Annotated in this window: 13 protein-coding genes; 5 read left to right on the top strand and 8 right to left on the bottom strand. The window is 66.4% G+C overall.

What is annotated here, in order from left to right:
* The first annotated feature begins 7 nt into the window (after window positions 1–7).
* A complete protein-coding gene (locus IAG39_RS15665) occupies window positions 8–970 on the top strand; it encodes a Bug family tripartite tricarboxylate transporter substrate binding protein (RefSeq protein WP_059375846.1) in 963 nt (320 codons plus the stop codon).
* Window positions 971–1104: 134 nt separating this feature from the next.
* Here IAG39_RS15665 and IAG39_RS15660 read toward each other — a convergent pair whose 3' ends face one another.
* On the bottom strand, window positions 1105–1896 hold the full coding sequence (locus IAG39_RS15660) for an SDR family oxidoreductase (protein WP_059376176.1): 792 nt from the start codon (window positions 1894–1896) through the stop codon (window positions 1105–1107).
* Between the two features lie 207 nt (window positions 1897–2103).
* Complete coding sequence (locus IAG39_RS15655) at window positions 2104–2880, bottom strand: ferredoxin--NADP reductase (protein WP_059375840.1); 777 nt, start codon at window positions 2878–2880, stop codon at window positions 2104–2106.
* Window positions 2881–3216: 336 nt separating this feature from the next.
* Between IAG39_RS15655 and IAG39_RS15650 the strand changes: the two genes are divergently transcribed.
* From IAG39_RS15650 to IAG39_RS15640, 3 genes are all read left to right on the top strand, one after another.
* The gene (locus IAG39_RS15650; protein WP_059375838.1) at window positions 3217–4260 is read left to right on the top strand and encodes a Fe(3+) ABC transporter substrate-binding protein; all 1044 of its coding nucleotides are present in this window, start codon (window positions 3217–3219) and stop codon (window positions 4258–4260) included.
* A gap of 145 nt (window positions 4261–4405) precedes the next feature.
* Complete coding sequence (locus tag IAG39_RS15645; RefSeq protein ID WP_118932476.1) at window positions 4406–6076, top strand: ABC transporter permease; 1671 nt, start codon at window positions 4406–4408, stop codon at window positions 6074–6076.
* Between the two features lie 5 nt (window positions 6077–6081).
* Complete coding sequence (locus IAG39_RS15640; protein WP_118932485.1) at window positions 6082–6858, top strand: ABC transporter ATP-binding protein; 777 nt, start codon at window positions 6082–6084, stop codon at window positions 6856–6858.
* Between the two features lie 15 nt (window positions 6859–6873).
* On the opposite strand, the gene IAG39_RS15635 is transcribed toward IAG39_RS15640, so the two are convergent.
* The 3 genes from IAG39_RS15635 to IAG39_RS15625 all read right to left on the bottom strand — a co-directional run bounded on the left by IAG39_RS15635 (window position 6874) and on the right by IAG39_RS15625 (window position 9649).
* Complete coding sequence (locus tag IAG39_RS15635) at window positions 6874–7851, bottom strand: Bug family tripartite tricarboxylate transporter substrate binding protein (RefSeq protein ID WP_118932477.1); 978 nt, start codon at window positions 7849–7851, stop codon at window positions 6874–6876.
* Window positions 7852–7939: 88 nt separating this feature from the next.
* Complete coding sequence (locus IAG39_RS15630) at window positions 7940–8845, bottom strand: pirin family protein (protein WP_118932478.1); 906 nt, start codon at window positions 8843–8845, stop codon at window positions 7940–7942.
* 105 nt (window positions 8846–8950) lie between these two features.
* A complete protein-coding gene (locus IAG39_RS15625; protein WP_118932479.1) occupies window positions 8951–9649 on the bottom strand; it encodes a pirin family protein in 699 nt (232 codons plus the stop codon).
* Between the two features lie 171 nt (window positions 9650–9820).
* On the opposite strand from IAG39_RS15625, the gene IAG39_RS15620 reads away from it, so the two are divergent.
* Window positions 9821–10735, top strand: coding sequence for a LysR family transcriptional regulator (locus IAG39_RS15620; RefSeq protein ID WP_118932480.1), 915 nt, complete (start codon window positions 9821–9823; stop codon window positions 10733–10735).
* Window positions 10736–10753: 18 nt separating this feature from the next.
* Here the strand turns inward: IAG39_RS15620 and ntrC are convergent, their stop codons facing one another.
* From ntrC to glnA, 3 genes are all read right to left on the bottom strand, one after another.
* On the bottom strand, window positions 10754–12247 hold the full coding sequence (gene ntrC / locus IAG39_RS15615; RefSeq protein WP_059375821.1) for a nitrogen regulation protein NR(I): 1494 nt from the start codon (window positions 12245–12247) through the stop codon (window positions 10754–10756).
* Window positions 12247–13311: a nitrogen regulation protein NR(II) gene (gene glnL, locus IAG39_RS15610; protein WP_059375818.1), complete on the bottom strand. Its 1065-nt coding sequence runs from the start codon at window positions 13309–13311 to the stop codon at window positions 12247–12249. The genes ntrC and glnL overlap by 1 nt, the downstream gene beginning before the upstream one ends.
* A 183-nt stretch (window positions 13312–13494) precedes the next feature.
* Window positions 13495–14907, bottom strand: a complete 1413-nt coding sequence (glnA, locus tag IAG39_RS15605) for a type I glutamate--ammonia ligase (protein ID WP_059375815.1) — start codon at window positions 14905–14907, stop codon at window positions 13495–13497.
* Window positions 14908–14914: the final 7 nt, after the last annotated feature.

Below are 14914 nucleotides of genomic sequence, written 5' to 3'. Positions count from 1 at the left end.
GACACACATGCGCATTGCTTCCAAAGGCCGGCTGGCCTTGCTGCTGGCCGCCGCCCTGCCCTTGAGCGCCATGGCCCAGTTCCCCGCCAAACCCATCACCTTCATCGTGCCGTTCGCGGCCGGCAGCGCCACCGACCAGATCGGCCGCGCCATCGGCCAGGGCGTCACCGAACAGACCGGCCAGGCCGTGGTGATCGAGAACAAGCCCGGGGCCAGCGCGATGATAGGCGCCGCCGCCGGCGCCCGCGCCGCTCCTGACGGCTACACCGTGCTGATCACCACCAACACCACGCACGCCGCCAATGAACACCTCTACAAGACGCTGACCTACGATCCGGTCAAGGACTACGCGCCGCTGACCCTGCTGGGCAAAGGCGGCCAGATCATGGTGGTCAATCCCAGTTCGCCGGCCAAGACGGTCGGCGACTTCCTGGCCCAGGCCAAGCAAGCGCCCGGCAAGCTGAGCTTCGGCAGCGGCAGCTCCAGCAGCCGCATCGCCGGCGAACTGCTGCAGCAGATGGCGGGCGTGCAGCTGCTGCACGTGCCGTACAAGAGCAACCCGCTGGCGGTCACCGACCTCCTGGGCGGCCAGATCGATATGATGATCACCGACACCGCCACCGGCCTGCCGCAGGTCAAGTCGGGCAAGCTGCGCGCGTTGGGCGTGACCGGCCAGGCGCGCTCGCCGCTGGCGCCGGACGTGCCCACCATCGCCGAAGCCGGTGTCCCGGGCTACGAAATGGGCTACTGGTTCGCCGCGTATGCGCCTGCCGGCACGCCGCCGGATGTCGTCAAGCGCCTGAATGAATTGCTGGTCAAGGCCACGGCAAGCGCTCCCGCCAAGCAGTTCTATGCGCAGACGGGCACGGACGCGGCAAGCTCCACGCCGGAAGAACTGGCGCAGTTCCAGCAGGCCGAGTCGAAGAAGTGGGGCGAAATCATCAAGAAGGCAGGCATTCAGCCTGAATAGGCCGGGGCGCCTGCGGGCAGCGGTGCGCGCTCGCGCCGCCGCCCGTCGCCAGCTGGGCACGCCGCTGCCGAGGGCCGGTCATTCACACCGTCTAGCCCGTGAACTGATCTGCTCGATACGTCACCGCTGGCCGCTCAGAACGTGCCGGGATAGGCGCCGCCGTCCGCCAGCACATTCTGGCCGGTGATGTAGCCCGCATGGACGCTGCACAGGAAGGCGCAGATGGCGCCGAACTCCTCCGCGTTGCCAAAGCGGCCAGCCGGAATCGCTGCCTGGCGCTGGGCGCGCACGGCTTGCGCGTCCTGCCCCGTTTTGGCTGCCGATGCCGCCAGAGCCGAGCTCAAGCGATCGGTGGCGAAAGCGCCCGGCAGCAGATTGTTGATCGTGACGCCGCGGGCCGCGATGTCGCTGCGCGCCACGCCCGCCACGAAACCGGTCAAGCCGCTGCGCGCGCCATTGGACAGGCCCAGGATGTCGATTGGCGCCTTGACCGCGCTGGACGTGATGTTGACGATGCGCCCGAAGCCGCGCTCGGCCATGCCGTCCACCGTGGCCTTGATCAACTCGATCGGCGTGAGCATGTTGGCGTCGACCGCGTTTAGCCACTGCTCCCTGCCCCAATCGCGGAAGTCCCCGGGCGGCGGCCCGCCCGCGTTCGTGACCACGATGTCGTAGTCGCGATGCGCGGCGAACACGGCCTCGCGGCCTTGCGCGGTGGTGATATCGGCGGCCACGGCCTTGACGAAGGTCTTGCCGTCCAGCCGCGCCTGCAGCAGTTGCTGCCGCGCGGCCTCAAGGGCGTCGGCGCCGCGCGCGACGATCACCACGTTGACGCCCTCGCGCACCAGGGCCAGCGCGCAGCCGTAGCCCAGGCCTTTGCTTGCGCCGCCCACCAGCGCGGTCCTGCCGGTAATGCCCAGATCCATTTCTCGCTCCTTGTCGTTGTTTGCAATCGATTGGGGCATGGCGGATTCCGCGATCCGCGCCTTAAGCCTTGTATTGTCGCGCCCCATCCGCGCCGCGTGCTTCTCGTTGCGGGGGCTGCACTTGAAAATGACGTCCTACGGCCTCGGAAAACAAAAAACCCATCGCATCGCTGCGATGGGTTTTGGGTTTGGCGCCAGCGGCGGGACTTATTTGTCCACGAATGCGCGCTCGACCACGTAGTCGCCCGGCTGGCCCACGCCCGGCGATACCGTGAAGCCGCGCTTGTCCAGCATGGCGCTGATGTCGGCCAGCATATGGGGGCTGCCGCAGATCATGGCGCGGTCGGTTTCCGGATTGATCTGGGGAATGCCGATGTCGGCGCACAGCTTGCCGTTTTCCATCAGTTCGGTGATGCGGCCTTGGTTGCGGAACGGTTCGCGCGTGACCGTCGGGTAGTAGACGAGCTTCTCGCGCACCACGTCGCCGAAGAATTCGTTGTTCGGCAATTCCTTTTCGATGAAGTCGGCGTAGGCCAGCTCGCTGACCCAACGCACGCCATGCACCAGGATGACCTTGTCGAAGCGTTCGTAGACGTCCGGATCCTTGATGATGCTCATGAAAGGCGCCAGGCCCGTGCCCGTGCCGAACAGGAACAGGTGCTTGCCCGGCTTCAGGTCGTCCACGACCAGCGTGCCCACGGGCTTGCGGCTGACCAGGATGGTGTCGCCTTCTTTCAGATGCTGCAGGCGCGACGTCAGCGGGCCGTTCTGCACCTTGATGCTGAGGAACTCGAGGTTCTCTTCATAGTTGGCGCTGGCGATGCTGTAGGCCCGCAGCAAGGGCTTGCCTTCAACTTCCAGTCCGATCATCACGAAGTGGCCATTGTGGAACCGCAAGGCCGAGTCACGCGTCGTGGTAAAGGAAAACAGGGTGTCGTTCCAGTGGTGCACGCTTAGTACGCGCTCAGTGTTGAAAGCAGCCATGTCGTATCAAATAAGGGCGACCGCCCCGGGCTACGCGCCCGGCTTGCGCCGCTGGGTCATTCCGCACCGCACAAAAGACGCGGCCGGCATTAGGGTTGACCCTATTCTACAGGGTCTCGATGATAACTGCTCTCATTATTCCGTAATACCCTTATGCCGTATTGATGGGGATCAAGCTTGCAGCCTGCCTGACTTACGACCAGTTGAACGCCGCTTTGCTTCCTGTTATCGTCGCGTTCTCATTTGATAATCATTTTCGTTAGCAGACAGTTTTGCGCAGCGGGAAGGCCTGAAGCCTCGGGAATCCCTCTGCAGCCCTAGCCGGAGCACCTCGTCATGACCAAGCGTCCCCAATTGAACTCGCTGCTGCGCGCCCTGGCGCTGGCCGGCGCCGCCGCCTTCGCCGTGTCGGCCAACGCCGCCGAGGAAGTCAGCCTCTACACCACCCGGGAACCCAAGCTGATCCAGCCGCTGCTGGACGCCTTCACCAAGGAAAGCGGCATCAAGGTCAACACGGTCTTCGTCAAGGACGGCCTGCTGGAGCGCGTCAAGGCGGAAGGCGCCAAGTCGCCCGCCGACGTGCTGATGACCGTGGACATCGGCAACCTGCTGGACCTGGTCGATGGCGGCGTGACCCAGTCGGTCAAGTCGCAAACCCTGGAATCCGTCATCCCCGCCAACCTGCGCGGCGCCGACGGCAAGTGGTACGCCCTGTCGCTGCGCGACCGCGTGCTGTATGTGGAAAAGGACCTGAAGCTGGAAGCCTTCCGCTACGAAGACCTGGCCGATCCCAAGTGGAAGGGCAAGGTCTGCATCCGTTCGGGCCAGCATCCCTACAACACCGCGCTGGTCGCCTCCATGATCGCGCATGACGGCGCCGAAGCCACCGAAAAATGGCTGCGCGGCGTCAAGGCCAACCTGGCCCGCAAGGCTGCCGGCGGCGACCGCGACGTGGCCCGCGACATCCTGGGCGGCATCTGCGACATCGGCCTGGCCAATGCTTATTACGTCGGCCACATGAAGAATGCGGAGCCCGGCACCGACGCCCGCAAGTGGGGCGATGCCATCAAGGTGATCCGCCCGACCTTCGCCAACGCCAAGAGCGGCGGCACGCACGTGAACGTCAGCGGCGCCGCCGTTGCCGCCCACGCGCCCAACAAGGCCAACGCGGTCAAGCTGCTGGACTTCCTGGTGTCGGAACCCGCCCAGGCCCTGTACGCCCAGGCAAACTATGAATACCCCGTCCGCAAGGGCGTGAAGCTGGACCCCGTGATCGCCAGTTTTGGCGAACTGAAGGTGGACCCGCTGCCGCTGACCGAGATCGCCAAGCATCGCAAGCAAGCCAGCGAATTGGTGGACAAGGTCGGTTTTGACAACTGATAGGCCCATGGAACGCCACGCCCGCCGGCTTGGCGAAACCATGCGGCAGTGACAAACGCGCGGGCTGCGCATAAGCTCACGCGTAGGGCCTGCTCCCTTCTTTTGGGGGAGCAGGCCTTGCCATTGATGCAATCGACTTTGAAGCATGCACACAGATTCTTTGCCCCGGCCGCTGCGTCTGCGCTGGACTGAACGCGGGGCCGGCTGGCTGGCCGGCGCCGCCCTGATCGCGCTGGCCGTATTGGCGCCCGTCCTGACGCTGGGCTGGTGGGCGCTGGGCGGCGAACTCTCGCATTGGCAGCATCTCGCCAATTACGTATTGCCGCAGGCGCTGGCCAATACCGCCATCCTGCTGGCCGGGGTGGGCGTGCTGGTGACGCTGCTGGGCACGGGCGCGGCCTGGCTGGTGACCGCGTACGACTTCCCTACCCGCCGCGTGCTGACCTGGGCGCTGCTGCTGCCGCTGGCGGTGCCGACCTACATCATCGCCTTCGCCTATCTGGACCTGCTGCATCCCATCGGCCCGATACAGACCGCGATCCGCGCGCTGCTGGGCTATGACAGCCCGCGCCAGTTCCGCCTGCCCGACCTGCGTTCCATCTATGGCGCAATTTTCGTGCTGGGCTTCGTGCTCTACCCTTATGTTTACCTGAGCACCCGCGTCATGTTCATGACGCAGGCCGCCAGCCTCTTGGAAGCGGCCCGCACGCTGGGCGCCGGCCGCCTCGCCGTGTTCTTCCGGGTCGCCCTGCCGCTGGCCCGGCCCGCCATCGTGGTCGGCGTCAGCCTGGCGCTGCTGGAAACGCTGAATGATATCGGCGCTTCGGAATTCCTGGGCGTGCAGACGCTGACCGTGTCGGTCTACACCACCTGGGTCACGCGTTCGGACCTGGCGGGCGCCGCGCAGATCGCGCTCACCATGCTGGCGATCGTGATCGGGCTGATCCTGCTGGAACGCCATGGCCGCAAGCGCCAGCGCTACGCCAACACGCAGCGCATGCGCCCGATGCAGCCGCGCCGCCTGCGCGGTCCGGCGGCGGCCGTTGCCGCAGCGTTGGGCTGGATACCGGTACTGATCGGTTTTGTCGCGCCGGCGCTCTATCTGGTCGTGGAGACCTACAAGCGCCTGCATCTGGTGGGCGGCGTTTCCCATCAGTTGTTGAACGGCTTGAGCAATACCCTGATCGTGGCCTTCAGCGCCACCGTCGTCACCCTGCTGTGCGGGCTGGTCGTGGCGTGGGCCGGACGCACGCTGCGCGAAAGCTCGGGCTTCAACCCGGGCCGCGCCTGCGCGCGCATCGCCAGCCTGGGCTATGCCGTGCCCGGCACGGTGCTGGCCATCGGCCTGCTCACGCCGTTCGTCTGGATCGATACCGCGGTCGCCAAGGTCTTCGGCGGCACGGGACTGTTCCTGATGGGCTCGATGGGCGCGCTGGTCTGCGCCTACGCGATCCGTTTCCTCGCAATTTCCACCGGCGCGCTGGAAGCCGGCCTGGCCCGCATTCCGCCGTCACTGGAGCAGGCTTCGCGCCTCTTGGGCGAAAGCTCGGCCGGGACCTTGCGCCGCGTGCATCTGCCGCTCTTGCGCCCCGCGCTCGCGGCCAGCGCCCTGCTGGTGTTCGTGGACGCCATGAAGGAACTGCCCGCGACGCTGCTGCTGCGGCCCATGAATTTCGACACGCTCGCAACCTGGCTCTACGCCGAGGCGGCCCGCGGCACCTATGAAGAAGGCGCCGTCGCCGCGCTGGCCATCGTGCTGGCCGGCCTGTTCCCCGTCATCCTGCTGGCGCGCACCAATCTGAAAATGGGACATTGATCATCGTGCCCGATCTGTTAGAACTCGATCACCTTTCCCTCGCCTACGACACGCCGGCGGGACTCAAGCCCGTGGTGCAGGACCTGACGCTGGGGCTGCCCGTGGGCCATATCGGCTGCCTGCTGGGCGAGTCCGGCTGCGGCAAGACCACGGTGCTGCGCGCCATCGCCGGCTTCGAGCCGGTGCGGGCCGGACGCATTCTGCTGGATGGCACCGTCATTTCCTCGCCCACCGTGCAGGTCGCGCCCGAGCATCGCCGGGTAGGCATGATGTTCCAGGACTACGCGCTTTTCCCTCACCTGACGGTGGCGCTGAACGTGGCCTTCGGCCTGCGCAAGATGGCGCGCCCGGAGCGCGCCCGCCGCGTCGAAGAAATGCTGGAGCTGGTGGGTCTGGCCCATGCCGCCAACAGCTATCCGCACGAGATTTCCGGCGGCCAGCAACAGCGCGTGGCGCTGGCGCGCGCGCTGGCCCCCTCGCCCGACCTGCTGCTGCTGGACGAGCCCTTCTCGAACCTGGACGTGGACACGCGCGAGCGCCTGGCCTTCGAGGTGCGCGACATCCTCAAGACCACCGGCCACACGGCCATCCTGGTCACGCACAACCAGGCCGAAGCCTTCGCCATCGCCGACCGCATCGGCATCATGTCCAAGGGCAGCATCGCGCAGTGGGACACGCCCTACAATCTGCACCATCATCCCGCCAGCGACTTCGTGCGCGATTTCATCCGCCGCGAAGCGCTGGAAGAGCGGCGCGAGCAGGCCTACGCCCGCGGCCGCTGAGGTCATCCCGGCCGCTCAGTCGGCCGACAGCTTCACCTTTTGCGACAAGGCCTTGAAAGCCTCGTGCTGGCTCTGGGTCAGGCGCTCCACTTCCTGCGGCGTGGAACCATAGGGCATGAAGCCGGCCTGTTCCAGCTTGGTCTTCACTTCCGGCAGGGCCAGTGCCCATTGGAAGGCGTCGCTGAGCGCCTTGGTCACTTCGGGCGACATCTTCGCCGGCCCATAGACCGCGAACCACGGATCGACCACGGCTGCCTCGTAGCCCAGCTCGGCCAGCGTCGGCACGTCCGGCAAGGCGGGCGCACGCTTGCTGCCCGTCACCGCCAGCGCATGCACCTTGCCCGCCTTGATATGCGGCAGCGACGCCGGCAGATTGTCGAACATCACCGGCAGGTGGCCGCCCAGCAGGTCGTTCAGCCCCTGCGCGCTGCCTTTGTACGGAATGTGCTGCATGCCGGCGCCGGTCAGCTGGTCGAACATCACGCCGGCCAGATGCATGGAGGTGCCGGTGCCCGGCGTGCCGAACGAGGTGCCCGGATGCTGCTTGGCGTAGGCGACCAGATCCTTGACGCTGTCGACCTTCAAGGCCGGGCCGACTTCCAGCACCACGGTGGACGCGCCCAGCATGCTGACGCCCGTGAAATCCTTGGTGGGATCGAAAGGCATCGACGGGTAGACGAAGGGATTCAGCGCATTGGTCGAGATGGCCCCGAAGCCGATGGTGTAGCCGTCGGGCGCGGCCTTGGCCACGGCGTCCATGCCGATGTTGCCGCCCGCGCCGGGACGGTTTTCGACGATGACGGGTTGGCCCAATTTTTCCGCCACCTTTTGCCCGGCGGTGCGCGCCACCAGGTCGGTGGTGCCGCCGGCGGTGTAAGGCACGATGAAGGTGATGGGCTTGGCCGGATAGCCGGCGGCGAGCGCCGCCGAAGCGCCCTGGATCAGCGCCACCGCGGCCAAGCCGCGCAGCGCGTTGAATGTGTAGCGATGCATGTTGTCTCCATCCCGTGTTGTTGGGTTCGGAGGCGCATCATACCGCCGGCCGCGCGGCGCTTGCGCGCGGCCGGGCTTGAGCGTTGACTCAGGCGCGCGGTTCGGGCAGCGGGATGTACTCAGTCTCGTCGCCCGGCACGACCTGGTCGAAGCGGCTGCGCTGCCAATCCTGCTTGGCCTGTTCGATGCGGTCCTTGCTGCTGGAGACGAAGTTCCACCACACGAAGCGCGGCCCATCGAGAGGTTCGCCGCCAATCAAGGCAAAGCGCGCCGCGGTCTTGGCGCGGATCTGCACGGGGCGGCCCGGCGCAAACACGACCAGGCGGCCGCTTTCGAACTCCTGGCCGTCGATCTCGACCGTGCCCTGCGCCAGATAGGCGGCGCGCTCTTCATGCTCGGCCGGCAGCACCGTGGTCGCGCCCGCCTGCAGTTGCAGATCGCCATAGAAGAGCGGCGACAGCGTCTTCACCGAAGACGTCTTGCCGAACAGCGAACCCGCCACCACCTGGGCGCGCACGCCCTCGCCTTCGATGACCGGCTGGGCATCCAGACCATAGTGGGTGAAGCCCGGATCGGTTTCCTCATGTTCCTTGGGCAGCCCCACCCAGATCTGCAGGCCACAGAGGCGCTGCGCCGCCTGGCGGCTTTCGGGCGAGGAGCGTTCCGAGTGCACGATGCCGCGGCCGGCCGTCATCCAGTTGACCTCGCCGGGCAGGATGGTCTGGGTGTGGCCCGCACCGTCGCGATGCACCATGGAGCCTTCGTACAGATAGGTCACCGTGGACAGGCCGATATGCGGATGCGGGCGCACGTCTATGCCCGTACCGGCGGCAAATTCGACCGGACCCATGTGGTCCAGGAAGACGAACGGCCCGACGGTGCGGCGCTGCGCGGAGGGGATGGCGCGGCGCACGGAAAAGCCGCCCAGGTCGCTGGTGCGCGGCACCACGACGGATTCAATCTGGCTTTCGCCGGCTTCGGACAAGGTGGACATGATCGGACTCTCCGGGTGGTGGGGACTAAGGCCATCTTAAGGCCTGCCGCCTGCATGAAAAAACTGCGGCGGGCGGACTTGGTTCAGTCCGCCCGCCTTGGCGCATTACGCCAGGTCGAACACCAGGACTTCGGCCTGCTTGCCGCCCGACAGCTCGACGCGGGGCTCGCCGGTGATGGCGAGCGCGTCGCCAGCCGACAGTTCAACCCCGTTGGCCGTCAGGCTGCCGCGGGCCACGTGCACCCAGGCGCGGCGGCCGGCGGCCAGATCCAGGGCGGCCGATTCGGCGCCGTCGAACAGCCCGCCATAGAGGCGCGCATCCTGATGGATCTTCATCGAGCCATCGGCGCCATCCGGCGACACCAGCGCTTGCAGCCGGCCGCGCTTCTGCTCATCGCTGAAACCGCGCTCTTCGTACTCCGGCGCGATGCCGGTGACGTCGGGCTCGATCCAGATCTGCAGCATGTGCGTTTCGCGGTCCGCCAGCGGGTTGAACTCGGAGTGCATGACGCCGCGACCTGCGCTCATGCGCTGCACGTTGCCGGGCTGGATGGTCGAGCCGCTGCCCATGCTGTCCTTGTGGGCGATCGCGCCGTCCAGCACATACGTGATGATTTCCATGTCGCGATGGCCATGCGTGCCGAAGCCGCGGCCGGCCGCGATGCGGTCGTCATTGATCACGCGCAGGGCGCCGAAGCCCATGTGGGCAGGATCGTAGTAATTGGCGAAGGAAAACGTGTGGAACGAGTCCAGCCATCCGTGGTTGGCATGACCCCGTTCAGCGGCGCGGCGAGTGGTAAGCATTGCGGACTCCTGTTTCAATAATGTGAATGGTTGTGCAGCCCTGCCATCATTTCTTGGGAAGCCGCTGCACCACCGGCATGAGTGATATTGTGCGCGTGCGGACCGGCCTGTTTGGCGCTATATTTTGACGGAATCATTCAAATTTTTTGAATAGCTGTGCCGGAAGCGACCATGCAAGCCATCACCCCCGAACTGCTGATCCTGGTGGACGCCATCGCGCGCCACGGCAGCTTTGCCAAGGCCGCCCGCGAACTGGGCAAGGTGCCTTCGGCCGTCACCTATTCCATCCGCAAGCTGGAAGATGGCCTGGACGTGCTGCTGTTCGACCGCTCCGGGCACCGCGCGCTGCTGACGCCGGCGGGCGAAACGCTGCTGAAGGACGGCCGCCACGTGCTGCAATCGCTGGACGATCTGGCCTGCCGCGTCAAGCGCATTGCCACAGGCTGGGAGGTGGAGCTGCGCATCGCCGTCAGCGCGGTGCTGCCGTGGCGGCCGCTGTATGACCTGATCGAAGAGTTCCAGACGCTGGGCAGCGCCACCACGCTGCGCTTTTCCAGCGAGGTGTTGAGCGGCAACTGGGACGCCCTGACCTCAGGACGGGCCGACCTGGTCATCGGCGCGGGCGCGGCGGGCGAGCCCACCGGCCCCTATCGCTCGCAAGCCATGGGCCAATCCCAATTCGGCTTCTGCGTGGCCGCGCACCATCCGCTGGCGTCACTGCCGCAGCCCTTGAGCCGCGCCGACATCACGCGTTATTGCGCGGTGGTGGTGGCGGACACGTCGCGCAACCTGGCGCCGCAGACGCGCGGCATCCTGGCCGAGCAACCCACCCTGGTCATGCCCACCATGCAGGCCAAGATAGACGCCCAGGTGCGCGGCCTGGGCTGCGGCTACCTGCCGCTGACCCTGGCCGCGCCGTATCTGGCGCAGGGCCTGCTGGTGGTGTGCGAGACAGACGAAGGCATGTCCCTGACGGAACACCTGACCTACGCCTGGCGCTCGGAGCCGCCGGGCGAAGCCTTGAAATGGTGGCTGCAGAAACTGAAGTCGCCGCGCCTGTGCGAGAGCCTCTTGGGGATAGGATAAGGCGCGCGGCCGCGCGCCCTATTCGTCTTCGATGCCCAGTTCGCGCAGCTTGCGCGTGATGGTGTTGCGGCCTATGCCCAGGCGGCTGGCGGCTTCCACGCGCCGGCCGCGGCTGGCGTCCAGCGCGCTTTGCAGCAGGATCTTCTCGAACTGGCGCGTCAGCGTGGCCATGACCGCGGGCTCGCCGCGTTCCAATCGGTACTGCGCATCGCGCAGCAGCGAATCCTGCCAGTTGCGCGGCGAACCGGCCTCCACGGGCGCCGCGGTCGGAACCACCGTGCCCACGCCGGCCATGGACACGGCCGGACGCGACAAGGCGGGACTCGGGTGCTGCTGGTGTTCCATGGCGCGGATTTCCGGCGGCAGGTCCGCCGGCTCCACGGTCTGGCCAGGCGCCATCACCGTCAGCCAGTGACAGAAGTTCTCCAGCTGGCGCACATTGCCCGGGAAGTCGAACTTGGACAGCACGGCTAGCGCTTCCGGCGTCAGGCGCTTGACCGGCACCCCCAGCGCGCGGGCGCTGGCGGTCAGGAAGTGGCCGGCCAGCGCCGGTATGTCCTCCACCCGTTCGCGCAAGGGCGGCAGGCGCAGCCGTATCACGTTCAGGCGGTGGAACAAATCTTCGCGGAACAGGCCCTGCTCCACGCGCTGTTCCAGCGGCTGGTGGGTGGCAGCGACGATGCGCACATCGACACGCACCGGCTGCGCGCCGCCGACGCGGTAGAAGCTGCCCTCGGCCAGCACGCGCAACAGGCGTGTCTGCAACTCGATCGGCATGTCGCCGATTTCGTCCAGGAACAACGTGCCGCCATGCGCTTCCTCGAAGCGGCCGCGGCGCAAATTGTTGGCGCCCGTGAACGCGCCGCGTTCGTGGCCGAACAGCTCGGCCTCCAGCAGGTCGCGCGGAATGGCCGCCGCGTTCAGTGCCACGAAGGGACCGCCGGCGCGCACGCCATGGCCGTGCAAGGCGCGCGCCACCAGCTCCTTGCCAGTGCCGGACTCGCCGGTGATCAGCACGGTGACCTTGGACTGCGCCAGCCGGCCGATCGCGCGGAACACTTCCTGCATGGCGGTGGACGAGGACTGCGTCATCATCCAGCGCTCGTTGTTCTGCGCCGAATCGCCTTGCCCTTCGGGGTTTTCAGGCTCGGCGGACTCCTGCATGGCGCGCTGGATCAGCGCCACCGCCTCGTTCACGTCGAACGGCTTGGCCAGGTAGTCGAAAGCGCCGCCCTGGAACGCGGACACGGTGCTGTCCAGGTCGGCGAACGCGGTCATGACAATGACCGGCAAGCCAGGATTGCGTTCCTTCAGCTGGCGCAGCAGCTCCAGGCCGTTGCCGCCGGGCATGCGGATGTCGGACACCAGCGCGGCGGGCGCTTCGCGGGACAGCGCTTCCAGCACGTCGGCCGATTGCGAAAAACTGCGGGTGGGCACCCCGGCGCGCGCCAGGGCTTTTTCCAGGACCCAGCGGATGGCCTGGTCATCATCGACGATCCATACGGGTTTCATCAGTGTGCGGGCTCCATCGGTAGGACCAGGCGGAACTCGGTGCGGCCGGGCCGGGATTCAAATTCGATGATGCCGCCGTGCTGCTGCACGAAATCCTGCGCCAGGCTCAAGCCCAGGCCGGTGCCTCCGGCGCGGGCCGTGACCAGCGGATGGAAGATGCGGTCACGGATCTGGTCCGGCACGCCGGGACCGTTGTCGATAATGGACAGCACCAGCGCCAGACGGTGCTGGCGGTGGGCCAGCATCACCTGCCGCGCCACGCGCGTGCGCAGCGTGACGACGCCAGGTTCGGTCTGCGGCCCGGGCGGCCTGGCGACCAGCTCCTGCGCGGCGTTGCGCGCCACGTTCAGCACGGCCTGCATCAAGCGGGCGGCGTCGCCCTTCAGGTCCGGCACCGAGGCGTCGTAGTCGCGCAGCAGCGTGACGTCATTGCGGAATTCGGCCTGGATCAGCGCGCAGACGCGTTCGCAGATCTCATGGATGTTCACCGGCCGCGCGTTCAGCGGCACACGTTGCGGGCCGCTCAGGCGGTCCACCAGCGCCTGCAGGCGGTCGGCTTCGGAAATGATGACCTGGGTGTACTCGGCCAGGGCCGCGCTGGGCAGTTCGGCTTCGAGCAATTGCGCGGCGCCGCGCAGGCCGCCCAGGGGATTCTTGACTTCATGCGCCAGATTGCGCAGGAGCTCGCGGTGGGCTTCGATCTCGTCAACCAGCCGGTGGTTGCGGTCGGCCAGCACGCGCTGCTCGATCTCGCGGGTTTCTATCAGCACGGGCCAGCGCTGGCCCGTCAGTCCGACGGTCGTCACGGACACTTCCACGGATTCGGCGGCGCGGCGCAGCGAGGCCAGTTGCCTGACGTCGGCATAGCGCCCGGCGGCGGCGCGATCGATGGAGGATTGGATGTTTTCCGGACTGTCGAACAGCGTGGCGGCGGAATGGCCGCTTAGTTGCTTGCGCGAGCGGCCAAACAGATCTTCGGCGGCCGCATTGGCGTATTCGATATGACCGCGTTCGTTGACCAGGAAAACGGACGTGGCTAGCAAATCGAGAGCTTCTACATTCATTTTCTACATACCCGAATGTGAGGGGACGGCGGAACGCGACGGCCGCGCCGGAAGCCGGCGCCCTGCCCGCCAGGCGCAGCGCCTGGCGGACAGCACGTCGAACCGCGATCTGGCGGTGCGCGTGCTGCGGGCCCTGGTTTCTGCCTGCATCATCGCGCCACCTCCAGCTACTGCCTCAGGACATCAGAGGCTGTAGTACATGTCGAACTCGACCGGGTGCGGCGTCATGCGCAGACGGTTCACATCGGCCATCTTCAGGTCGATGTAGGCGCTGAGCATGTCGTTGCTGAACACGCCGCCGCGGGTCAGGAACTCGCGGTCGTTGTCCAGGGCTTCCAGGGCCTGTTCCAGCGAGGCGCAGACGGTCGGGATCTTCGCGTCTTCTTCCGGCGGCAGGTCGTACAGGTTCTTGTCGGCGGGATCGCCGGGGTGAATCTTGTTCTGCACGCCGTCCAGGCCGGCCATCATCAGGGCCGAGAAAGCCAGGTACGGGTTGGCCAGGGGGTCCGGGAAACGCGCTTCGACGCGGCGGCCCTTCGGGTTGCCGACGTACGGAATACGGATCGAGGCCGAACGGTTGCGGGCCGAGTAGGCCAGCTTCACCGGCGCTTCGTAGTGCGGAACCAGGCGCTTGTACGAGTTGGTGCCGGGGTTGGTGATGGCGTTCAGCGCGCGGGCGTGCTTGATGATGCCGCCGATGTAGTACAGCGCGAATTCCGACAGGCCGGCGTAGCCGTTGCCCGCGAACAGGTTCTGGCCGTCCTTCCAGATGGACTGGTGGACGTGCATGCCGGAGCCGTTGTCGCCAACGATGGGCTTGGGCATGAACGTGGCGGTCTTGCCGTAGGCGTGAGCCACGTTGTGAATCACGTACTTGACGATCTGCGTCCAGTCGGCGCGCTGCACCAGCGTGCTGAACTTGGTGCCGATTTCCAGCTGGCCGGCGCCAGCCACTTCATGGTGGTGCACTTCGACCGGCACGCCCATCTGTTCCATCAGCAGGCACATTTCCGAACGCATGTCCTGGAAGGAGTCGACCGGGGGCACGGGGAAGTAGCCGCCCTTGACGGTGGGACGGTGGCCGGTGTTGCCGCCTTCGAACTCCAGGCCCGAGGACCAGGGCGCTTCTTCGGACTTGATCTTGACGAAGGTGCCGGACATGTCGCTGTTCCAGGTCACGCCGTCGAAGACGAAGAATTCGGGTTCCGGACCGAAGTAGGCGGTGTCGCCCAGGCCGGAGGACTTCAGATAGGCTTCGGCGCGCTTGGCCAGCGAACGCGGGTCGCGGTCATAGCCCTTCAGGTCGGACGGTTCGACCACGTCGCACGACAGGATCAGGGTCGGCTCCTCGCGGAACGGATCCAGGTTGCCGGTGGACAGGTCGGGGATGAGCAGCATGTCGGAGGCTTCGATGCCCTTCCAGCCCGGGATCGACGAACCGTCGAAGGCCTGCCCGCTTTCCAGCTTGTCTTCGTCGATCTGGCTGATCGGCACCGAAATGTGATGCTCACGGCCAATCGTATCGGTAAAGCGGAAATCCACGAATTTGACTTCGTTGTCGGCGATCTGTTTCAGGACATCTTTCGGGCTTGCCATGTCATCT

This window comes from Achromobacter xylosoxidans (assembly GCF_014490035.1).
GTDB lineage: Bacteria > Pseudomonadota > Gammaproteobacteria > Burkholderiales > Burkholderiaceae_B > Achromobacter > Achromobacter bronchisepticus_A.
This window is presented reverse-complemented; position numbering and strand designations above follow the sequence as displayed.